The sequence below is a fragment of the Halobacillus litoralis genome, assembly GCF_009856415.1.
Taxonomy (GTDB): Bacteria; Bacillota; Bacilli; order Bacillales; family Halobacillaceae; genus Halobacillus; species Halobacillus litoralis_C.
Genome location: NZ_WMEZ01000003.1, coordinates 126,949 through 148,168, shown reverse-complemented (window position 1 = coordinate 148,168; position 21,220 = coordinate 126,949). Strand labels below are relative to the sequence as shown.

Here is a 21,220-nt window from a genome sequence, read left to right as displayed (position 1 = left end):
AAACCTGAGGGTTTGCCCTTTTTCGTCCGTTTCTTGAGTTTGATAGACCTCACTAGTTTTCCTGGCCATTGCATGAGGGCATTCCTGGGACTTCTCCGCTCGAAGGCTCTAATCTTTTCTGGCTGCATTGTTGTTCTATGGTGTTCAGTAATAACCCCTCAATGATTCTTGACTCGGGTGTCGCGTATTGAGGATCTGCATATCCATTCTATGTCCTCTGCTTCTCCTCAAAGGGTGGAAGAAAAAACGAGCGTAACTGTGGAAAGTTAAGCTCGATGACTCGCCCATTCATGGCTTGGGGAGATGCATACTTTATTTCTGCCTGTCTGTTTCGCATCATACAAAGCATGATCCGCTTCTTTGATCAATAATTTCGGCTCACTGGTTGTTTCATTGTAGCAGGCGAGACCGATGGATACCGTAATGTGAATCATTTGACCCGTAGTTAGGAGAAAGGCGTGGGTTTCGACTTTTTCTCTGATTCTTTCACTGATTTCATTGGCTCGATCTGTTGGACAATCCAGGAGAATGACCGTGAATTCTTCCCCTCCGTTTCTGCTCACGATATCAAAAGATCGTACGGTATTTTTCAAAATCCTGCTCAGTTCAATCAGCACTTGGTCGCCTTCTTTGTGACCGTATGTATCGTTCACCTTTTTAAAATGGTCGATATCAATGTACAAGAGCGACAGTTTTTCTTCCTTATGGACAGCCTGAGCGGCGATCTCATTGAACGATTGGTCAAACTTACGGACGTTGTTCAACCCGGTCAAACCATCCGTGGCTGCTTCTGCTTTGTATTTGTTCAATAGATTTTGACTTCTCCGTACGAATTCAATGACATAAAAAGATACAAATCCAGCCAAATACGAAATGACCCAAAAAGACGGAATCAGTATAGTGAGGGTACTTCCATTTTGTAAAAGGTAGACAATCAAAATTGTAAAAATGATGTTCGATGAAGTGAGGGTCAAAAAGATTTTGATTCGCTTGGACATGTTCAGTCGTGTGATGATCACAGTGATGAGTGTAATCGATACGATTAGGAATAAAGCAAGCAACGATGATGTATTGAATCCGATTATAAAACGTCCGATAATGACGAGAAACATGGACGTTACCGCAGGAATCGTTCCTCCATAGTAAGCGACCAAAATGATGGGAATGTGTCGCAAATCCACAATGGTTGTATCAAAATGCATGCTGTATTGCATGAGGACATTGGCCAATATCCCTGCGAGGATACCTGAGACGATTTTGGTTTTCAACGATGAAGAACGGCTCAAAGGGATGGCATGTGTGGACTGCGAATAAACGAATAAAGATGCAATTAAAAGGGCTACGTTGGAAACTAGTTCTTTTAAAATCATTGGGATCACCTGGGTATGTAAAAATTCCTCGTTTGAGAGGTGGGTTCTGCCCCCAGCCACTACTCTTGTTCAGTTAAAATTATTTATGTACGAAGAAGGGGGAGAAGGATAATCTTTGGAACAGCCTGTGTAGTATTATATACTTTTATTATAAAGGAAGAAAATAGAAAAATATAAAATGGATGTGATCGTTTTTAAAGAATGTAGAGACGGTGCTTTACCACAGGAGGAGGGGACAGGTTGAAACAATTATCACAAATAGAAGAATGCCCAAAATGTGCCGGAAGGGAATTTGGTAGAGGGAAGCAGAACGGATATGCTGTCATGCTTCCTATTAATAAAGCCATGTCTTTTGGGTCTGAAGTCGAACATATCATCTGCACGAGCTGCGGTTACATCATCGAAAGCTATGTGAAGAAGCCGGAGAAATTTAAAGGGACGATGGAATAATTTCTGAGATGCAAAAAGAAGTTTGATGCTCGACTATGAACAACTCGTCGAAGAGAAGGAAATTCCTATCTTTTGTTTCATAGATCCATAGAGGAGGGAATAAAAGGATTATAGACTTGTATGGAGTGAGCACTTATGTCAATTAATCAGGTAAACGACTGGCCCTGGTCAGATATCCTTATCGTGTTGGGCTTCTTATTGTTTCTATTCTTGATACGCATGGGATCGAGCTTATTAATCAACCGGATATTCCGTGAAAAGGGAAGTATTCAGAAAGCTGCCTTTTCTTTAATCAATTGGGTTGTATTCAATGGTGTGCTTTTATTTGTGATTTTCTATTTCTCTGATGCCGCCTGGCTTTTGTATCCCCTATTCACCATCGGCCAAGTAGATATTACATTATTCCTGATCATTATTGCCGTGCTGATCATTACCTTCGCCTACAGACTATCAAAAATTTTGAATGAGCATCTGCTGCCATTTTTCTTCGAGCGTCACCATTTAGATAAAGGCATCCAGTTCACCATGGAGCGGGTTGTCCATTATGTCATCATGGTTGTCGCGGTCTTAGTCAGCTTGACGACTGTGGGTATTGATTTGAGTGCCCTTACTGTGTTCGCCGGTGTATTAGGCGTTGGGATCGGCTTCGGTATGCAGAATATCGCCTCCAACTTCATTTCAGGATTGATCCTCCTCTTTGAACGCCCGATAAAAGTCGGAGACCGCGTGCTCATTGACGATGTCATCGGTGATGTTGAAAAAATCAGTATGAGAGCGACAGTTGTCCGAACCCTTGAAAATGAGCACATCATTATTCCGAACTCCTATTTTCTAGAGGAAAAAGTGGTGAACCGTTCATTTAGCGATCCAAGACTGCGTTTAACCATTCCTATCGGGGTAGCCTATGGAAGTGATGCACAAGAAGTGAAGGAGATTCTCCTCCATGTCGCTCACTTGTCTAAACAAAAAAATGCCATCGTCCTCGATGCCCCCAAGCCCTTTGTTAACTTCAAAGGTTTTGGAGATTCATCGCTCGACTTTGAACTGTTTGTATGGATTTCCGATCCGAAAGAGGTCATCCGCATGAAAAGTGAGCTGAACTTTTCCATTTATGAGCAACTGAATGAAAACGGGATTGAAATTCCTTTTCCTCAACGAGATTTGCATATCAAGTCTGCGCCTGAATCTTTTATGGAAATACGACAGGAAGACTCTTAAACAATGGGTGAACTTAAGCATAAATCTTTTAGTAAAAGATTTATGCTTTTTTGTTGTTGCTTTTTGAAAAGTAATATCTCGAAACTGAGTCTTTAGGTAAAGGGCAGGTTAGTTGAAGACTCAGTTTCGAGATGATCGAATCTTTATAAAGGGAAAATGTGTGGTTAATTCTGGGGAGTGTGCAGTTCATATTTACTCAACCTGAATGTTTGAGTATCTTGAATCCGAATTTTTAAGTATAAGTGGACATTAAAAAAACAAACATTTTACAAACAAGCGTTATTGGAACAGGAGGAAAGTTATGCACTATAATAATCAAATTTTTGTAATTAATGTATATTTTTTCAATTAATGTAATAAAAAAGAAGGTGATTATAGTGAAAAGGACGAATATATAATCTATTCTCAAATAAGGAGTGGTGTTGTGAAAAAGATTGTTAGTTTACTTGTGTTGATGTTGGTGCTCGGTGTGTTTGGTACAAGCGTTTCTGCTGAGGATTCTGAAAAGGAGAAGTTTAGCAACACTGAAAAGAAACAATTAGTTGAAAACTTCACTGAGTTAGGTATTGATAAACAAACCCAGAAAAAACTAATCAAAAAGCTGGAGAATGGGGAAGCTTTAGATTCTATGAAACAAGAAAACCTAAATGCAGCAAAAGCAGAATTGGGGGAATCGAAAACCATCACCTTTGAAGATGGATCGAGGCTCTCTGTCGGAAGTGAAGCAATTTATAAAGATACAGGATTTCCAATGCAATCGTTGTCCGCCGGAACCCGTACTGTGAAATCATATTGGTACACTGGTTTTATGAACTATTCTTTCGAGACTGATTTTGTTATCAGGTCTGGTTCGGATAATGATTACATCCTTAAATCTTACAATCCGAATGTATCCATTATCGGGGGGAGTTATAGCGGTAAGAAAGTGACAGTTATGAGAAAGTATGAAACTAGCACGAGACGTGCATATTCCAGAATGGATTTCGACTATTCTGTTCCGACCGGTCAAGGTTCCATAGATTTGTACTTCCAAGTCGGAGATAACGATTATGAAACGACGTTGTCACGCGATGATGTTAAATAATTTACTGATAATGTAAAATAGAGGTTGATCTACTAATTTAGGTCAACCTTTTTCATGCTCAGAGGGGGTGTTTTTTATTTATAGGCAATTAAAAAGGTCATCGGCGGACTACATTATTTCAGGTGTATGCGGAGGTATTGCAAATTTTTTAGGCGTTCCCTCCCTGTTTGTGAGGTTGATATTTGTATTTACTCCAGTTTCTATACTTCTTTACGCTGCTATGGCCTATTTTATACCGGCAGACCAAGAGATCCTTTGAAAGACAACAGCCGCGTTCTTTCTTTTACGCAAGATTTGTAAAAATTATTTGCAACTCTTATATGTATAGTATGGGGTCTACACCTTTTCTTCTGATTTGTTCTGAAATCAAGTCTCACTGAAGAGGAGCGATTATTCGATGTGGATAATCGCTCAATTTTACATGAAATCATGTTACTTGCTGTAAATATAGAGAAATAAAATCCAGTTAGAAGACGATGGGAAAAAGGAAAGAAGCACTGAAAAATTTGTGTTTATCTCAGTTTCGAGTCTTACATAAACGGGGGCGATTGTTCAATATAGACAATCGCTTCCTTTTAGTATTTGATGCAAGATTGTTTAAATCATTTAGAGCCTATAAAACCTCTTTATACCTGTCTCAAAACAGTAAATAGAAAAAGCAGCAGAATATTATTCAGCTGCTTTTTTAAAAAAATTCCTTTAAATACGAGAGTTTGTCTGTAAGGTCATTGACTAAAACCTTTCTTCTTCCTATTCCTTTGTCCTTTTTATTTAAGAAAACATGAGGATAATTGACTTGTACAACCCAGAAGTAAAAAAAGAAAGATTTAGAGGTTGTGAGTAATGACTTTCCCAATACCAATTAATTGGAAATTGATCTAAGATGAATATATACAGTGAATAAAGGGGGAGAGGTCTACTTCACAGCCAAAAATAACTAATACATAATATGGAGGTCATTCTATAATGAAAAAACTAGGTTTAGCTACACTCTTAGCGTTAGGAATTTCTTCGACTGCTTTTGGAACAGGTATCTCTGCTGAAACTTCGCATGATCCTTTAACTCCTGTAGATGGTTCAAATAAACTTGATCCAACAGTAGGAGCAGAATTAGTTAAAACAACTACGAGTGAAGATGGAATTCAAATTGACTTGTATAACCAAAATACTCCTGAAAGAAAGGCAATGCTAAGAGCCACTAAAAGTGAACGTTTAGCAGAAAGCTATAAAACTAATAAAGAAACATCATCCGAACCAAGCAAACAATTAACCACATTATCTAGTGGTTGGGACTTAGTGGACACACAATGGATGTACTTCACTATTTCAGATGTTTCACGCTCTTTCGGAAGCGTTTATTCAACAGGAGGAGATTTTGCATTTGATATCCCTGCACATAGAGTTGGTAGTTCAACAGGATCTCCAGAATTGTGGCTTATTATGGAAGATGAAAGAGGAAAAGCGGCAAATCGCCTTCCTCAGGACCCAGTTACAGATGAGAATTGGCTACTAGTTCTTAGAGACGTCCAGCCTGGAAATATAGATGTTCATTATAGAAACAATTATACATTGAAATACCAGGGCGGGGCTCTTAAGGCTTCTTTTTATGATTGATAATTATAGAAACCATATCTAATGATATGGTTTCTTATTTTTTGAAACCTTATAATGGACTTATTAGTCATAAGGATGAAAAGGGAGGGAGAAAGAGTGAATGAGATGACCATGAAAAATAAAGCTGTAACTTATAATTCCAAAGAAAATGTGTTAGATGAACTTATGGATTCTCACTCTAAGAAAGTGTACTTATTAGCTTATTCTTATGTTAAAGACCAGGGTACTGCTGAAGATGTTACACAAGATGTCTTCATTAAACTGTATAATAATTTATCTAGTTTCCGGGGCGAAGCGGCTATTTCCTCTTGGATTTATCGTATTACCGTGAACCGGGCAAAGGATATTTTACGCAGAAGAAAACTCGCCCACATAAAATATCCTTTGAAGTATTTTGAGCAAGAAAACCAGGCGGAGAGTACAGAAGAAGCCTACTTAAAAGAAAGCAAGAAAGAACAAGTATTGACCGCAATATTGTCCTTACCTCTTAAGTATAGAGAAGTCCTTATTCTTCATTACTTCCATGATCAATCTATTGAATCTATTGGTAAGACGTTAGACCAAAAAGAAAACACAATTAAGACACGACTTTCGAGAGGAAGAGAAAAGCTAAAATCAAATCCACTCATACGAAAGGAGTTGTTGTAAATGGAAGACTTATTTAAACAAGCCAGAAAAGAATTTGAACAGAAACAGTATACTGACGAGCAGCATAAACGGATAAAACAAAATGTGCATAATGCATTGAACGAAAACCCTAAACCTAGAAGGAATAGAAATAACTTTGTTTATATCGCTTCCGCTGCGGCTATCTTCATGGCCATACTCTTCGGGACAAGCTTTTTATCCCCTACTGTTTCAAATGTTATGGCTAAATTCCCGATCATTGGATCAATATTCGATTCTGAGGATGTAGAACCCGTAAGTGAGGACATCCATGACCTCCTGAATTCTAAAGATATTAAAGTTCATGCCGTTAACAATCACGTCCTAGAAAAAACTTATGAAATTAGTATCGAGGGAGGAGATCGATACTTTAACACAGTAAATGAAAAGGTGAAAAATCAAGTCGAAAATCTCCTTGAAGAAAAAGGTTTGTCAGCTTATAAAGTAGATGTTGTTCAATACACGGGACAAGATATGATGCAGTTGCCCGAAAAAGTAACGAAGGACCAGAAAATGTTAAGTGAAGAACAACAAATACAAGAGAAGCTTACAGATATGGGTTATTCTCCTGGTTTAGCTTTCTACCTTCCAACTGAAGAGGTATTTACTGTAGGAGTCAAAATGGAGAAAAAAACATTTCAGAATAATTATCCAGAATTGAAGCAAGAAGTTTCCTCTTTGATTAACTCTTTTGGTAGGGAAAACTACAACGTTGAGGTTTTCCGTTATATTGAAGGTACTGTTATTGAAGAAGCATCCTATGACACATGGGGAGATATGACCGGCCCCTTTGCAGCGGGGAGGAAGCAGCAAATACTAAACAGTTATCTAGAAGATGAAGGTGATATTAAAGGAGAAATAGACTTTTCCTTTAGTCCGGATGTGATAACGATATACGCAGACAATAAAGAAATGGATGTTAAAGCTGTTAAAAATGCGCTTCCTGAAAAGTTAGAAACCGTAACCTTCGGTACACTTGAAATTAAATATAGATTAATGGGAGGAGATCAGGCTTCAAAAGAAACAATAGCTCTGGACATTTCCAGAAAACTAACTGTTGCTTTAGCCGGACAAGAAGGATTACATGTAAATAACGTTGGGGCCAACTACAAAAATGACCAATTTAATATTTATGTAAATACAACATTAGATGCAAGTGATGACACCAATAGTACGATTACTGAAATAGAGAACCAAATCACTGAGTATTTCAATACGCCAGAAGGGCAAGAATTTCTCAATAACGAAGAGTACCAGGTGATCTATAAAGGTAATGAGGGAGATCCCTTACCACAACCCTCCTTTGGTTGAGTCAATTCGAATTTATATGCGATTCCCACTAATTAAACAGAATAAATACTTATACAATCAAGTAAAGTAGGATATATCTTTTATTGAAAACTATAATCGGGCTGAGAGGTAGAGAAAGATGGAAGAGAAAAAGCAAATATTGGAGAGATACATTCCTTCAGCTAAATCAACAGCTAAAATGTCTGGACATCATTGTGAAATAGTTATTCACGGTTTAACAACCCCAGGCATCTGTCATCTTCACAATAAATAATCATGTAACAGGTAGAGAAGTTGGTCAATCCTTTGATCATCTTGTAATCCTGCATTAGCCTTTTTTGCTAGAGCAGTTTTGTTCAATATTTATATCTGATTAACAATTAACTTCTTACCTTCAATCGATTTGATGCATGACAAAATAAAGTAATTTAAAATAAAAAGACCTATCTTTCCGTTTTAATAAAAACGGAAAGATAGGTCTTTTTGTACTTATGTTTTACCCATTAGTAGGAGGGCTTTCTTCGTCATAAGGTACTTCGACACCATTTGTTGGAGGACTTTCCTCATCTGCTAAGGAAACTAGTGGCCAAGTGAGAATGGACGCCACGAGAAATAGCGTAGCTAAAAACTTTTTCATGTGAACTCTCCTCATTATATTATTGGAATATTAAGTATGTAACGTATACAATAATAAATTAGTCGGACAATTAAGTCAATTTGACTAATAATGTAATGAGGATACAACATAAATTAATATCTGTGTAATGACTGGTAGGCATTAACGGCTAATTCGTAATAGTAAGTCGATTTTTTATAAGAAAATTTTTCTTTGAAATAAGTCGCAATGATTTTCGAATAAGTGATTAGATGATACCATTTGTGATTGGATTCTAAATAAGATATAAAATCATCCATAATAAAGGCTTCCCATTCCTCTGTTGAATTGAGAAGAAGCTTGTGAAAAAATTCTAGTTCTAATTTTTGCAAGTTAGTTGCTTGATACTTATTTTTTAAATGCATTCCTTCTTTAACCCATTTTTGAGCTTCTTCCAAGTTATTCGCTCTATAGTTAATGGAAACTAGGAGAATAAGTGATGTGAAGTAACTAGTATTATAGCTCTCACTTTTATATTCCAAGCATATCTCCAAATGATCGATAGCCTCTGTGTATTTATTCATTTTTAGCTTTAAGTTAGCTATGTTATGTTCAATTATGCCAAGAAGAGGGGTGAGCTTGAGTTGTAAAGCTAAATCTTTAGCTGTATCGTAGTGGAATTGGGCTATCTCATAATTTTGAATCCTACTATTGGACGCTCCCAATTGAACATGGGTATTAGCGCATTCTTTTAACAGATATTTATCACGGTAAATGTCCAAAGCTTCTTTAGCATACTCCAATGCGATGGCATCCCTTCTTAATCTTGCCAGACATATGCTATATAGGTAATATAGATCTGCTTTTTCAGTTCTGGAAAATGTATTATCTGAGTATTTATTAGTCGCTAGTTCTAAATGGTTTTGAGCTTCTTCATACTCAAAATGGTTTAGTAAGTAATTGCCTAAATGCTTATGGTAAAAGAATTCTGTACGATTGTTCATATGTTCAGATATTCCCTGAATGATTTCTAAGGAGCGGCCAACCGCATTAAAGTTTGTATTAATTATGTGATATCTGATTAACTTCACATGAAAATCCAATAGCAGCTCAATATTTTTAATAGTGTCCAAATTCGCCTGTAACTTCTCATGAATTATCTTTGAACCAACTGGATCATTCGTTAACAAAGTTCTTTCCCAGTCGGTTAAATCTGACTTGAATTCATCCTCAACCTGTTGAAGGTGGGATGAGTCAATTCCGATTCGTTCGAATAGCAAATTCATGGTTTCATCTGCAGCATTAATTTGGTTATTTTCTATCTTAGATAAGTAGGATGGGGATACGATGCCTTCAGAGACTTCCTCTTGACTCATGTCTTTTTGCTTCCTGTAATACTTCAATAGAGCACCTTTTTTCATCTTGATACCTCCGTAGTGATTCTAAATAAATTTTACCATTTAAACAGTTCAAGAGATAATATTAATGGATACTTATGTAGTGATGAAGTGTATTTTGTAGAATATTACAGTTGTTCCGAATCACATATACTTTCGTTTCATGCTCAGCGCCACTTACTTTAAAATGTCACTCTTCATGGAAAGACGTTGGTTCTCTTTACGCAGCTTCATCAGTTCTTCTTCCTCTGGTGAAAGATTGTCATTCTCTTTAAAAAACCGGAGCTCTTATACTGGCGGATCCAACGGACAAAGGAGGAGGAGGTAAGCTCATACTCTTTGATGATTTCTTTTAGAGGCTTGCCACTTTCATAAAGCTTTACCATCTGTGTCAGGAAAATAAATTTAAAATGTAGAGAAATTTGATTTAGCTGACTTTATTTATTCCTTTGTACTATCTTCACACATTTCTTGTCATTATCGAATTGAACAAACTTTCCCAAGTAAGTATGAAAATAGTGGAGTAACATCCAAAAAACTAAGGGACATGCCCAATACAAAATCCCGATTTTATCAGTTACCATTAATTTATACTTTAAATAGGGGGCATCAAAAATGGAGAAGAATTTCTTATGTGGAAAAAAACTCAAAAAAATAATTGTTAGTTCTTTAGCTTCACTGACAATTATCAGCAGTATTGGCATTGGTTCAGTAAGTGCATCTACTGACTTACCAGAAAATCTACAGGCAGAATTAGAGGCTGACAAAAAGTACACAGAAAAAGAACTGCTTAAAAAAGAAAAGCGTGATGAAAAAAGAGCTGAAAAGGAACTAAAGCGCCTTGAAAAAGAAGCACCCGAGAAATTTAAAGCAATTCAAGATCAAAAACAAAAAAGTAAGGGAATAAGTGCTATGGCTTCTAGCGGTGCTCTAGGAACTAATGGTGATATTCTAATTACTACGGACAACAAGACGGCAGGATATGACCACGGGCACGCTGCAGTAGTCCGTTGGGATACTAATTATATCGTTGAAGCAATGCCAGGCGGGGTAAGATACAACGATAACAACTGGAAAAATGAATATACTGACTGGTGGGGATTATGGGTATCTGGGGCTAGTGGATCCGATTACGACTATACCGAATCTTATGCTAGAGGCCAAGTAGGCGAGCCTTATTCAATACTAGCATTAAAGAATCAATCTAGTAAATGGTATTGTTCCTTAATTCCTTACAAGGCGTGGTCGTACCGTGGATTCAATCTAGATACTGATGGTGGTACTCACGTTACCCCAAGAGATATTTTATTTGATAACGATACAATTGTATTTGATAAATCATAATACTTAATAAAAATAGAGTATAACTATTACATAAAGTAGTTATACTCTATTTTTAAACTACCTAAGAGGAGGACCACCATGGGAAAATTAAGTAAAAGAATACTCGTGATTTGTTCAATTATCATTCTCCCGATTGTAATTTACTCAACTTTCGAAGGAGAGCCTGTAGAGAAGAGTTTAGCGGTTGATGATGAAAGTAAAGAAAGCAAGGATGAGAGTGGTGCATTAATTCATGACATCCTACTCATATATTCTCACCCGTCTGATACAAATAGTTATATAAGTGAAATTAATAATGATAAAGAAGTAAATACTATTAAACTAGATGCAACCGGTATTTTTGACGTAAATTCTAAAGAAAATGGGAATTTGCTCTTGTCATCAGACATGGTAAATAACAATGTGGAGGTTGAGCCGAACAAACTAGATGTTGTACGCAAAGATAAGACTGAATACCCGTTGAATTTATACATATCTCAGCCTAACCTAAAAGTACAGGGGTTTAATAAAGATACTCAATCTAATATTGTCAAGATCACCACTGATAAAGATACATGGGAATACGATTTCCCTCCATTAGTTAGAAACATTAGTTTCAATGATTCATTTGTATTTATTTTTTCTGATGTCATAGAAGAGGAAAAATCTGTACTATACAAAATAGATAGAGAAACTGGGAAAGAAGAGTTAATAAATTTAGAACATAATTTTGCTTCAGATATGGAGGTCATCTCAAATAAGGTTGTAATAACGACAGAAGGAAATTTAACTGTCTATGATATAGATAACGGAGAGGTTTCTTATATAGCGTTGGATGACGTGAAAAATTTCGATCAAATTCATCAAAGAAATGAAAGAGTGTATATTAGTTATATGAAAAATGGGAAAAGTGGAGTAATGGCATTAGAAAAAGACTTAAAAATAATATCCAGCAAAGAATTTGAATTCGCCCATAACATATCTAAGTTTAAACATAACAATCTTTATCTCAATACCACATCTGATTATGGGAAGAATAATACTCTTCGCATTGTTAATTTAGATGATTTCAAAATTACTGACTCTTTCAAACTTCCAGTGAAAGACCATAAATTACAAAATTTATATGTAAAATAAGAATTTTGTAATAACCTATATTCTCTTTAAACACACATCTAGAAAGGACTGTTTTATATGGCCCCTACAGTTCCCGTTTGGAATTTAATAATCTATTATGGATTTTTACTCCTTACATTTGGTGTATCAATTTATATGTTGTATAAAAAAGAGCTATTTAAACAATCCCTTATTAACCTCTTCTTAATTCCCATAATTATTGTTCTCAATATACTAGGTTCAATGTCTAGAGTTTCTAGAAATGAATTGCAGTACTGGTTTTATAGCGTTCTAAATTTAGAGATATGGGCTTTGTTAGGAGCCGCTATAATAATGTATTTGTTCTTTTGGTGGTTCTTATTATTTAAAAAAACAAAAAGTTTTAATCATCAAACAAGTAGCTAATACAACTTATTGGAAATAAGAATATGGATTTTTCCACTAAATTAGAAATCCTATTATTATATAAGGTTAAAGGTCTGTATAATATAGAGTAAAATAAAAGCAATCCTTTCCTGATTAATCGGAAGGGTTGCTTTTTTATTTATGGAATTGAGGAATGAAGAACCTTTCTAAGCGGACAAACAGCAAAGAGGATTTTCCGTTTATCTATGTAGAGCTCCTGATCCAGTATAAAAGGGTGAAGTTGAAAATGTGGTCAAGTTCCTTAAAAGGAATTTTGCAAAACACCGCATATTCCATAATATTAGCTCAACTATCAGGATCAAGATTAACTCGGAGATATCTCAGTTTCGATACTTCACGTAACGGGTGCGTTTCTGTATTAGATAAGTAACATTATTTTAAAACAGGTGTTGAAATGGAATTCATAGCGTTTTTCTTATTTGGATTTTTAGTATCATAAGTTCTATATTTAACTTTGTATTTAATATGAGAAGCAGAAGGGACTGGATCATTACATTGGTATTGAGTATTGTATTAGGTTTGATTTTCTTGCCTTTCATGGTAGGTTAGGTTGTTTATACTCAATAACTTAGGATTATTTATTTCAATTTCAAGTCTTATAGAAAAGGGGGCAATTCTGAATTAAAAGAATTGCCCCCTTTTTAATGTGATGGATAGGGGAGATAAGGACTTAGTTTCGAAATAATAGAGAATTTGAAACTAATTTAGATTGGCATCGTATGTGTATTAAGAGGAGTGATTTTAGGAGGGGTTAGATGAGAAATGAAAATGTAACTCCTGAAAAAAGAAGAGAAAGCCTAAGACAAAAAGAGTTAAGCAACCCTTCAAGTAGTGTCCATGGGAGCAACCTTGCTGATTTAGTTGGTGGTTTAGGCTGGAAGGGTATATTTATTTTACTAATAATAGCTGAGTTAATAATTTATTCATTATTTTTCCAATAATAGTCCCTAAGGTAAACCATAAAGACATATATCTGATTAAAGCCTTCAGTTTTCTTATTAGATATTTTATGGAATTAATTGATCGTCCAAACTGAAAACAAAAGGTGGGATTACGTGAAGAAAAAAAGCTTTGGGCTTGGCTTGGTTATTACATTGTCTACTCTTATATATGGGGTCTCAAGCAATAATTGGGAAACAACCGTGAAAATTATTGCTTTTAGTGCACTGTTACCACTTTTAGTTACGGGTGTATTATCAGGTGCTTTTGTAAGCGGAGATAGGAACAGATCCAATTACCATACAAAAGTAGATAGAGATGAGGCCTCTAAAAATAAATGGTCAATATCCCTCTTAATGTTCAGTGCACCTAATGCAATTTCATTATTAGTAATTGTTCTTATAGCGATGTTAACGGAAAGTTAATTGGTGAAGGCAGTGGATATGATAAGGAGGGTGAGGAGGCTTATGAGCTTAATCAATATAATGCTTGGAGTCGGGTTGGTTTTCTTTATATTAATTATAATTGCTATTTCCTCGTCCATTCGAAAATAAGAAAGTCATCGATTAAACAGGCAATAAGTTACATATTTAAATTTAACTTAATTCATATTAGTTCTAAATAAAAAGAAAGTTTATCTTGAATTCGAGTCTTTCACTAACGGGGGCGATTGTTCAATAAGGGCAATCGCTTTTTCACTATGTATTTTGAAACAAAATTGGATAAGTATCGTATATGTAATATGAGGATTTTCAATATAGTTGAACTAGGAAGACGATTGTACTTCTAAAATGGAGGTGTTGGATCGTTATGGATAATGGGGGCCAGCATAAACCGTTTAATGATGCTATAGCCCATAAACAAAACATTGAAGGTTATCCTAAAGCTAGCGGAGGAAAACTACCACTTCCAATAAGATTAATAGGATATTTTTTGTTTGGGAGTTTCTTCTTAATGATCTTAATTGGGGTTGTAGGAAACTTTCTTTTCAACTAACGCGAGCATTCATGAACAATACATTGTTTTTTTAAAACTATGTGGATGAATGTATTGAACTAAAGGAGCAGGTAAGTGGAATAGGTAATCAAGGGGATGTTTACTTGAAGAATTGGTGGAAATGGTTTTACACTGCTTTTGTGATGTTGATTACATTTACGATATTGCAGCATAGATTTTTAACTTGGATTACTTCAGAAAAACCAGTTACCTTTTACTCAATTGGATGGGGGCTATCTTTAGTAGCTGTAGTTGGATTACTAATTTACAAATGGAAACAAGAAAATAACATAGAAGAACTTAAAAAGGAAAATGAGCGATTGAAAGAAGCATTGGAATATTACCGTAGTAAAGCAAATGGTTGAACGAAGATTAAAGCGCTCCAGTGTGCTAGTGAGTAAAAAACAGAAGTAGTAGGTGTTATTATTTGGAAGAGTTATTTTTATTGTTTAAGTATGCTTTATTAGGAACCCTTCAAGGCTTTACTGAACCAATCCCCATTTCATCAAGTGGGCACTTGGTAATAGCACAGGAATTGTTGGGTATTGATGTTCCGAAAAATGATTTTGGTTTTGAGGTATTGATGAACTTTGCTTCACTTATAGCAGTGGTTATTATTTACAGAAATGATTTAATTAGGCTATCGAATAATGGTTTGAAATTTGTATTCAAACGTTCCGATACATATAAAAAAGACTTTATGTTTATCTTGTATTTAATAGTTGGTACTATTCCAGCAGGTGTTTTAGGTTTATTATTAGAAGATTGGTTATCAGAAAGATTGAAAGGAATTGTTCCAGTAGGTGTGGCATTACTAATCACAGGTATTGCTCTCTGGATTATTAGGAATTTCAATGGGAGAAAAAGTGATAAAAGCCTAAACTTTCGAGATGCAATAATAGTTGGTTTCGCACAAGCTATTGCTTTAATACCGGGTATCAGTAGGTCGGGGGCTACAATTGTGGCTTCTATGGGTGTTGGAATGCAAAGGGATACTGCGTTACGTTTTTCTTTTCTATTGTATATCCCGGTAAGTCTCGGCACCATCTTACTAAAAATCAATGATATATCCTTTGAGGGAGTGGTACTTCCTTATGCTGTGGCATTTATTTTGTCCCTTACATTTTCATACTTTTCTCTTAAATGGTTTATGGGAGTTATGGAACGAGGAAACCTAAAGTATTTTGCATACTACTGCTTTGGGGTGGGGTTATTAATTCTATCCATATTTTAAATTTACTTGAAGATATCTCGAAATCAAGTCTTCAAGTAACGGGGACTTTACTTCAATAAAATGACTGTGATGCAGTGTATGAACAACTAATACTTAAAGGTGGTAATAAGATTGAGAGTCAAAACTAAAAAAGGTGAATTTCACAATTTCGACGAATTTGTTAGCTCAATTAATTCAATTCCAAGAAAACAATCAACCTTATTAATTGGAATGGATGGTTGTGGTGGCTCTGGAAAAAGCACGTTCGCAAATGAGTTTAAAGAAAAATGTTCTAATGTAACCGTTGTACATATGGATGATTTTTATTTACCCTCCTCAGAACTTATAGAAGCAGATCCAAGGCAAAAACCTATCGGTGCAGACTTTGATTGGAAACGTGTCTTAAATCAAGTTCTTGAACCAATTAGCCAAGATCAAGAAGGATACTATCAAAATTATGATTGGGACACTGACCAATTAGCGGAGTGGCACACTGTCCCTGTAGGAGGAATTGTAGTAATAGAAGGTGTTTATTCAATTCGTAATGAATTAGCAAATGAATACGATATTACAATATGGGTTGATTGTCCAAGAGAAACTAGGCTATCACGAGGTCTTGAAAGAGATGGGGAAGACGCCCGCGATATGTGGGAAAATAATTGGATGATTTCAGAAGACATTTATGTGGAAGAACAAAGACCATATGAAAGAGCTGACCTCATTGTTAATGGTACAAATTGAATATCCACCAGCTAACGGATCAAAAATTAAGGAATGTTGAGAATTGTCTCGAATCTGAGTCTTCCTGTAATGGGGGCAATTGCTTAAAAGACTACTCCCCCTTAATTTCACTTGCATAGTGGTTCTGATGAATATAAATTTTAAATTTAAAAAACGAACAAAGTTTAATCAGGGAGGGGTTTTGTGCAGAGGTTAAACTGGAAACATATGAGTTGGAGTTTGCTTTTATGTATTTTTATACCATATTTCATGTCTAGTAATTATTCTAATGAAGGGATAGGCAACCATAATTTTGGATTTCCATTAAAGTATATAACGATACACCAGAAAGAACCTTACAGTGTCTGGCTTTTTGATAACTTATTTAGCGGTAATGATGGAATGGCCATTAATCCTGCGACTTTTCTGTTAAATGTACTTATCATTTATTTAATAATTAGATTCGCGGTAAATAAAGTGAAGAAGAGAAAAGACGTTAATTTAGTCCAATAACAAACACTATAGTATTGAATATTGTTTTTGGTGTGATTTTATACTACATAATCTGGGAGTTATCTCAGTTTCAAGTCTTATAAAAACGGGGGCGATTGCTTAACAAAAAGTAATCGCTTCTTTAATTAATTTCATCCTGTTAATTGACAATATTAAAGGCTTCCTACATACTATTGTTAAATTAATTTTACCGAGTAAATGGAGTGAACTGTAAAGGTGAAAGATATAAAGTTATTGACTACTCATGAACAGCTTAAAGCTTTAGCAGACCCGTTTAGGTCCGAATTACTTCTGCGACTAATGGAAAAACCAAAAACCGGACAACAACTTTCAGAAGTGTTTAATTTATCAAGAGCTCGTATTCATTATCACCTAAAAGAATTAGAGAAGAATGAACTTGTAGAGATTGTACATAAAGAAGAGAAAAATGGAATTGTACAAAAATTTTATCAGGCCGTTGCAGGTGGCTTCGTACCTGATCAGTCTTTAATCCCGTATTCTGATATGACAGAAACAGTTAGACGAATGATGGTAAGTATGTTGGAACAATCAAAGAGACGTATTCTCGCTGCACCAGAAGAATCCCTACAAGACGAGTCTGGTTCAAAGGATCCAGCTATGTGGAAGTATAGGTCTAGTGCATATGAGATTCACGCAAAAGAAGAAGATTTCTTAGCTTGGCAGCAGAAGTTTTCAACATTGATGGAGGAGCTTGCAGAAATACAAAGACCAGAACCTTCGTCAGATTCTAAACTTTATTATTTCCATATACTTGGTTTGCAAGTTGAAGAAGGTCTCTATGAAAAGAAGAAAGGGGAATCTTGAAAAAGTTCTCTTTTTTTTGGACCAACAGTAAAAATAATTTTACCGTGTAAAAACAATTATTAAAGGAGAGGTTATATGGAAAGTGTAAAGCAATTGGAAAGAGAAGCAACGGTTCCTTTATCAAAATCTAAGTCCTTTATATTGCTGTGGTTTACAACTGTAGTTTCAAGCTTAAGTCTCTCAATGTTTATGTTTATTCAATCATGGTATGTAGTAGAAAGTCTCGGAATGGAAGCTTCTCTTGGTATTGTATTGGTTTGTTTAACGACCATGCGGACGGTTTCTATGATTGTAGGAGGGGTAGTTGCAGATAGAAGCAGACAAACGAAAATCATGTCCTTTTCCGATCTATCGTTAGCCTTTCTAGTCATTATACTTGCAGGACTTTTCGCATTGCTACCAGAGATTCCTATATGGGTACTCGCCATTAATGCAACTTTCTTTGGTGCATGCGGAGGGTTGTTTGAGCCATCCAGGGATGCTCTGATACCTAAAGTAGTTAAAGAAAATCAACTAACAAGAGCAAACTCTTTACTCCAAGGAGCCATTCAAATTGCTTTATTCACTGGTCCTTTGCTTGCAGGAATTTTAATTAACATTTTCAGTTATAGCACTGTTTTGATTTTGATTGGTTTATTTTTAATCCTATCTGGAATCAGTGTTTTATTCATAAAATGGAGTGGCAAAGATCAAAACAAACAAGATGACATTAATCAGCAATCTTTTAAGGTCCAGTTAAGAGAGGGGTTCACGTATACATGGAATTCTTCTTTGTTGAGGGCTTTGTTTATCATTACAATTATTGTAAACTTTTTTATATCTGGTCCTTTAATGATGGGACTACCGATATTCGTAGAGGGAGTCCTCAATGGGAGTTCAGTAGACTTTAGTTTTGTACAAGGTGGATTTACGTTTGGGATGGTACTGGGTTCAGTCCTTATAGGAGTTATGAATATTCAACGTAAGAGAGGAGCTTATGCACTGTACCTAATCGCTCTTCAAGGAGTGGGAATGTTTATTTTTAGTCAAGCCAATTCAATCTTGGTTGCTGTAAGTATTATTGTTTTCATCGGTATGCTTAATCCTGGGGTTAACATTCCATTGATTTCATTGGTCCAGTCGTATGCGAGCCAAGAAAAAGTAGGGCGAGTAATGAGTTTGATTCGTACTGGATCATTAGGGTTAATTCCACTTTCATACGCAGTGACATCTATTTTCTTAGGTATGGGAATAAAAATTCAAACCTTGATGGCGTGGAGTTCCTTACCATTAATACTTAGTGTTGTTTTATTGTACATTTTAAATCCCATATTGAGGACAGCTGACTGATGCTTAAAGTGACAAGTTAATGTAGTTGACGATATTAAACGAATATCATAGTTTTTTACAATAATATCTTGATACAAAGTCTTCAAGTATCTTGGGGCGATTATCTAATAGGATAGTCGCTCTTTTTAATCATATAAATGGTTGATAATGGTATCAGATTTTGCAATAATGAAATAATTATCTTGGTAAGGAAAAGGAGGACAAACGAGTGGTTATGTATCCATCAGCATTAGAAAAAGGAGACGAGATTGCAGTAACAGCTCCTTCAAGTGGCGTAGAAGAGCAATTACATATGTTAGTACATAATGCTAAAGAAAATGTTGAGAATAAAGGATTCATAGTAAAGATAGGTGAGACAGTATGGACAGAAACAAAATCTAGAAGTGCTAAGGCATCTATAAGAGCAAAAGAACTGACTCAATTTCTCGAGGATAAGAGTGTTAAGGCAATTATCCCTCCGTGGGGAGGACAGTTTTCCATGGAAGTCCTACCTATGATTGATTGGAATTACATTAAGACCTTACCCCCTAAATGGATCCTGAGTTATTCAGATGTTAGCACGATCCTGCTAGCGTATACGACCATAACTGGGAATGCTTCAGCACACGGAACGAATTTCAATGAGTTATCAGCTCCTAAATGGGACGAAATCACTTCAAAATGGACGGATGTTTTAGGCTGTAGTAAAGGTCAGGATGTAACTCAGTACTCCTCAAATCAATATCAATCCTCATGGACGGAAACATTTGCGAACCCAGCTACAGGTTTTTACTTTGATACAGAAACAGAATGGAAGTCACATACAGGTCAGAAAACCCATGAGTTTGCCGGAAGGCTGCTAGGAGGCGTCATGAATACATTACAAACCTTAATTGGTACTCCTTAGGATAAGGTAAAGGAATTCACTACTCAACATGCCAAGGAGGGAGTAATTTGGTACTTGGAATCTGTTGATTGGAGTGCTGCAGAGATATATAGGTGTTTGTGGCAGATGAAATATAGTGGATGGTTTAAGAATGTCAATGGAGTACTTATAGGAAGAGCGAGTGGGTACTCTCCAACCAAAGATTTTGAATTAGAGGATGCTTTAATGAATGTTTTTGGAAAAGAGATACCAGTTATATATGACGCAGATATTGGACATATGCCTCCACAGAATATACTCGTAAATGGAGCATACTCAACAGTAACCTATCAAGATGGAAAAGGGACTATAAGGATGCAGTATATTTAGGTATATCTCGAATTCGAGTCTTAAACAAACGGGGGCGATTACTCAATAAGAGGGATCGTCCTTTTGCGGTAGTTTATCTTGATATCGAATCTTCATGTATTGGGGGCGAATGCTTAAAAAGCGATTATAGAATAAATTGCAAGGGATGGTTGCCTAATGTCTAAAAGTAAGATGACTTTCATTATTGTGATTTTAGCTATTACTTTGATGGGGTGTTCCCAAAATAAAGCAGGAACTTTTCTTCTTGGGAATATAAAAGAAATTGACGATAAAAGTGGGAATATGGAAATCGAAATTTTAGGATCGTTTACAGTTGATGAGGCAGAATCCTTAACAAAATTATATGAATTTGAAAAACAACCAAATTCACTAACTATAAGAGTTTCCAATCCCAAAGAATATGAGGAAGGACAAAAAGTACAGGCCAAAGTTATAAAAGAATATGAAGAAGATGTATGGGATTTAGATAAGTTAGAATTTGAAGTAGAAGAAGTAACTTAGAATATTCTTCTATTAGTCCCGTATTAAAAAGTCCTTAAGATATCTCCAAATCAAGCCTTCCTGTAACGGGGGCTTTAGTTGAAGGAAATAAAATCTCAAAACTAAGTTTTTAGGTGAAGGTGTAAATCTTTGATTATTGCTATACTCCTACTTTCTGCATTGTTTTTTATAATGTTAAAAATTCCAAATTTCAGTTCCAGAAAACAGTTCGAAAAAAATTATCAAGTACAAATTCTTAGTGCATTTCTTACGGCCAGCTGTATATCAATAATTGTTTTATTCCTTGATACAGTCAGTGTAGAAATTAGGTTCACATTATTAGGCATGGGTATTATATCGATATTGGCTAATCTAAATGCGGCTATATCTATTTACATACAACAAAAGAAAATATCTTGAAG

Annotated in this window: 21 protein-coding genes and 3 pseudogenes; 20 read left to right on the top strand and 4 right to left on the bottom strand. The window is 35.6% G+C overall.

Annotated elements, in window-relative coordinates:
* Positions 1–266: 266 nt before the first annotated feature.
* A complete protein-coding gene (locus GLV98_RS10380) occupies positions 267–1,370 on the bottom strand; it encodes a GGDEF domain-containing protein (RefSeq protein ID WP_160914818.1) in 1,104 nt (367 codons plus the stop codon).
* Positions 1,371–1,610: 240 nt separating this feature from the next.
* Between GLV98_RS10380 and GLV98_RS10375 the strand changes: the two genes are divergently transcribed.
* From GLV98_RS10375 to GLV98_RS10340, 8 genes and pseudogenes are all read left to right on the top strand, one after another.
* Positions 1,611–1,820, top strand: a complete 210-nt coding sequence (locus GLV98_RS10375; RefSeq protein WP_160914816.1) for a transcription initiation factor TFIIIB — start codon at positions 1,611–1,613, stop codon at positions 1,818–1,820.
* Between the two features lie 135 nt (positions 1,821–1,955).
* Positions 1,956–3,038, top strand: a complete 1,083-nt coding sequence (locus tag GLV98_RS10370; protein WP_160914814.1) for a mechanosensitive ion channel family protein — start codon at positions 1,956–1,958, stop codon at positions 3,036–3,038.
* A gap of 424 nt (positions 3,039–3,462) precedes the next feature.
* Positions 3,463–4,122: a DUF5626 family protein gene (locus GLV98_RS10365; RefSeq protein WP_160914811.1), complete on the top strand. Its 660-nt coding sequence runs from the start codon at positions 3,463–3,465 to the stop codon at positions 4,120–4,122.
* Positions 4,123–4,189: 67 nt separating this feature from the next.
* Positions 4,190–4,381 (top strand): PspC domain-containing protein, encoded by a 192-nt coding sequence (locus tag GLV98_RS10360; RefSeq protein WP_337193742.1) that lies wholly within the window; start codon positions 4,190–4,192, stop codon positions 4,379–4,381.
* A gap of 707 nt (positions 4,382–5,088) precedes the next feature.
* Positions 5,089–5,736 (top strand): hypothetical protein, encoded by a 648-nt coding sequence (locus GLV98_RS10355; RefSeq protein WP_160914809.1) that lies wholly within the window; start codon positions 5,089–5,091, stop codon positions 5,734–5,736.
* Positions 5,737–5,841: 105 nt separating this feature from the next.
* The gene (locus GLV98_RS10350; protein WP_237417119.1) at positions 5,842–6,384 is read left to right on the top strand and encodes a sigma-70 family RNA polymerase sigma factor; all 543 of its coding nucleotides are present in this window, start codon (positions 5,842–5,844) and stop codon (positions 6,382–6,384) included.
* The gene (locus GLV98_RS10345) at positions 6,385–7,713 is read left to right on the top strand and encodes a DUF4179 domain-containing protein (protein WP_160914805.1); all 1,329 of its coding nucleotides are present in this window, start codon (positions 6,385–6,387) and stop codon (positions 7,711–7,713) included.
* A gap of 118 nt (positions 7,714–7,831) precedes the next feature.
* A pseudogene (locus GLV98_RS10340) lies at positions 7,832–8,012 on the top strand (PAS domain-containing protein); the annotation flags it as partial.
* A 176-nt stretch (positions 8,013–8,188) separates the two neighbouring features.
* On the opposite strand, the gene GLV98_RS10335 reads toward GLV98_RS10340, so the two are convergent.
* From GLV98_RS10335 to GLV98_RS20135, 3 genes and pseudogenes are all read right to left on the bottom strand, one after another.
* Positions 8,189–8,329: a hypothetical protein gene (locus GLV98_RS10335; protein WP_160914802.1), complete on the bottom strand. Its 141-nt coding sequence runs from the start codon at positions 8,327–8,329 to the stop codon at positions 8,189–8,191.
* A 113-nt stretch (positions 8,330–8,442) separates the two neighbouring features.
* Positions 8,443–9,708 carry a helix-turn-helix domain-containing protein gene (locus GLV98_RS10330; RefSeq protein WP_160914800.1) on the bottom strand — a complete coding sequence of 422 codons (1,266 nt, stop codon included), beginning with the start codon at positions 9,706–9,708 and terminating at the stop codon, positions 8,443–8,445.
* 156 nt (positions 9,709–9,864) lie between these two features.
* Positions 9,865–10,070: pseudogene (locus tag GLV98_RS20135) on the bottom strand (transposase); the annotation flags it as partial.
* A gap of 229 nt (positions 10,071–10,299) precedes the next feature.
* Between GLV98_RS20135 and GLV98_RS10320 the strand changes: the two are divergent.
* The 12 genes and pseudogenes from GLV98_RS10320 to GLV98_RS10270 all read left to right on the top strand — a co-directional run bounded on the left by GLV98_RS10320 (position 10,300) and on the right by GLV98_RS10270 (position 20,819).
* Positions 10,300–11,028 carry a distant relative of cell wall-associated hydrolase-like protein gene (locus tag GLV98_RS10320; RefSeq protein WP_160914796.1) on the top strand — a complete coding sequence of 243 codons (729 nt, stop codon included), beginning with the start codon at positions 10,300–10,302 and terminating at the stop codon, positions 11,026–11,028.
* A gap of 78 nt (positions 11,029–11,106) precedes the next feature.
* Positions 11,107–12,144 carry a hypothetical protein gene (locus GLV98_RS10315; protein ID WP_160914794.1) on the top strand — a complete coding sequence of 346 codons (1,038 nt, stop codon included), beginning with the start codon at positions 11,107–11,109 and terminating at the stop codon, positions 12,142–12,144.
* A 1,160-nt stretch (positions 12,145–13,304) separates the two neighbouring features.
* Entirely contained in the window at positions 13,305–13,490 is a 186-nt protein-coding gene (locus tag GLV98_RS10310; RefSeq protein WP_160914792.1) for a DUF6366 family protein, read from the top strand.
* A gap of 114 nt (positions 13,491–13,604) precedes the next feature.
* Complete coding sequence (locus GLV98_RS10305) at positions 13,605–13,913, top strand: DUF5316 family protein (RefSeq protein ID WP_160914790.1); 309 nt, start codon at positions 13,605–13,607, stop codon at positions 13,911–13,913.
* 675 nt (positions 13,914–14,588) lie between these two features.
* Positions 14,589–14,849, top strand: coding sequence for a hypothetical protein (locus tag GLV98_RS10300; RefSeq protein ID WP_160914788.1), 261 nt, complete (start codon positions 14,589–14,591; stop codon positions 14,847–14,849).
* Positions 14,850–14,911: 62 nt separating this feature from the next.
* A complete protein-coding gene (locus tag GLV98_RS10295; RefSeq protein WP_160914786.1) occupies positions 14,912–15,718 on the top strand; it encodes an undecaprenyl-diphosphate phosphatase in 807 nt (268 codons plus the stop codon).
* Between the two features lie 168 nt (positions 15,719–15,886).
* On the top strand, positions 15,887–16,438 hold the full coding sequence (locus GLV98_RS10290; RefSeq protein WP_337193747.1) for a uridine kinase family protein: 552 nt from the start codon (positions 15,887–15,889) through the stop codon (positions 16,436–16,438).
* A gap of 708 nt (positions 16,439–17,146) precedes the next feature.
* Positions 17,147–17,755 carry an ArsR family transcriptional regulator gene (locus GLV98_RS10285; protein ID WP_160914783.1) on the top strand — a complete coding sequence of 203 codons (609 nt, stop codon included), beginning with the start codon at positions 17,147–17,149 and terminating at the stop codon, positions 17,753–17,755.
* Between the two features lie 75 nt (positions 17,756–17,830).
* Positions 17,831–19,084: an MFS transporter gene (locus tag GLV98_RS10280; protein ID WP_160914781.1), complete on the top strand. Its 1,254-nt coding sequence runs from the start codon at positions 17,831–17,833 to the stop codon at positions 19,082–19,084.
* A 214-nt stretch (positions 19,085–19,298) separates the two neighbouring features.
* A complete protein-coding gene (locus GLV98_RS10275) occupies positions 19,299–19,970 on the top strand; it encodes an LD-carboxypeptidase (protein ID WP_237417117.1) in 672 nt (223 codons plus the stop codon).
* A 42-nt stretch (positions 19,971–20,012) separates the two neighbouring features.
* Positions 20,013–20,318, top strand: a pseudogene (locus tag GLV98_RS20130) (S66 family peptidase); the annotation flags it as partial.
* Positions 20,319–20,474: 156 nt separating this feature from the next.
* Complete coding sequence (locus tag GLV98_RS10270) at positions 20,475–20,819, top strand: hypothetical protein (protein WP_160914779.1); 345 nt, start codon at positions 20,475–20,477, stop codon at positions 20,817–20,819.
* The last annotated feature ends 401 nt before the right edge of the window (positions 20,820–21,220 follow it).

Excerpts from the sequence above, each read along its gene's own strand:
- GLV98_RS10370 (WP_160914814.1), top strand. The coding sequence starts at position 1,956 with ATGTCAATTAATCAGGTAAACGACTGGCCCTGGTCAGATATCCTTATC.
- GLV98_RS10350 (WP_237417119.1), top strand. The coding sequence starts at position 5,842 with ATGACCATGAAAAATAAAGCTGTAACTTATAATTCCAAAGAAAATGTG.
- GLV98_RS10345 (WP_160914805.1), top strand. The coding sequence starts at position 6,385 with ATGGAAGACTTATTTAAACAAGCCAGAAAAGAATTTGAACAGAAACAG.
- GLV98_RS10355 (WP_160914809.1), top strand. The coding sequence starts at position 5,089 with ATGAAAAAACTAGGTTTAGCTACACTCTTAGCGTTAGGAATTTCTTCG.
- GLV98_RS10320 (WP_160914796.1), top strand. The coding sequence starts at position 10,300 with ATGGAGAAGAATTTCTTATGTGGAAAAAAACTCAAAAAAATAATTGTT.
- GLV98_RS10310 (WP_160914792.1), top strand. The coding sequence starts at position 13,305 with ATGAGAAATGAAAATGTAACTCCTGAAAAAAGAAGAGAAAGCCTAAGA.
- GLV98_RS10380 (WP_160914818.1), bottom strand. The coding sequence starts at position 1,370 with ATGATTTTAAAAGAACTAGTTTCCAACGTAGCCCTTTTAATTGCATCT.
- GLV98_RS10275 (WP_237417117.1), top strand. The coding sequence starts at position 19,299 with ATGTATCCATCAGCATTAGAAAAAGGAGACGAGATTGCAGTAACAGCT.
- GLV98_RS10330 (WP_160914800.1), bottom strand. The coding sequence starts at position 9,708 with ATGAAAAAAGGTGCTCTATTGAAGTATTACAGGAAGCAAAAAGACATG.
- GLV98_RS10270 (WP_160914779.1), top strand. The coding sequence starts at position 20,475 with ATGTCTAAAAGTAAGATGACTTTCATTATTGTGATTTTAGCTATTACT.
- GLV98_RS10335 (WP_160914802.1), bottom strand. The coding sequence starts at position 8,329 with ATGAAAAAGTTTTTAGCTACGCTATTTCTCGTGGCGTCCATTCTCACT.
- GLV98_RS10315 (WP_160914794.1), top strand. The coding sequence starts at position 11,107 with ATGGGAAAATTAAGTAAAAGAATACTCGTGATTTGTTCAATTATCATT.
- GLV98_RS10280 (WP_160914781.1), top strand. The coding sequence starts at position 17,831 with ATGGAAAGTGTAAAGCAATTGGAAAGAGAAGCAACGGTTCCTTTATCA.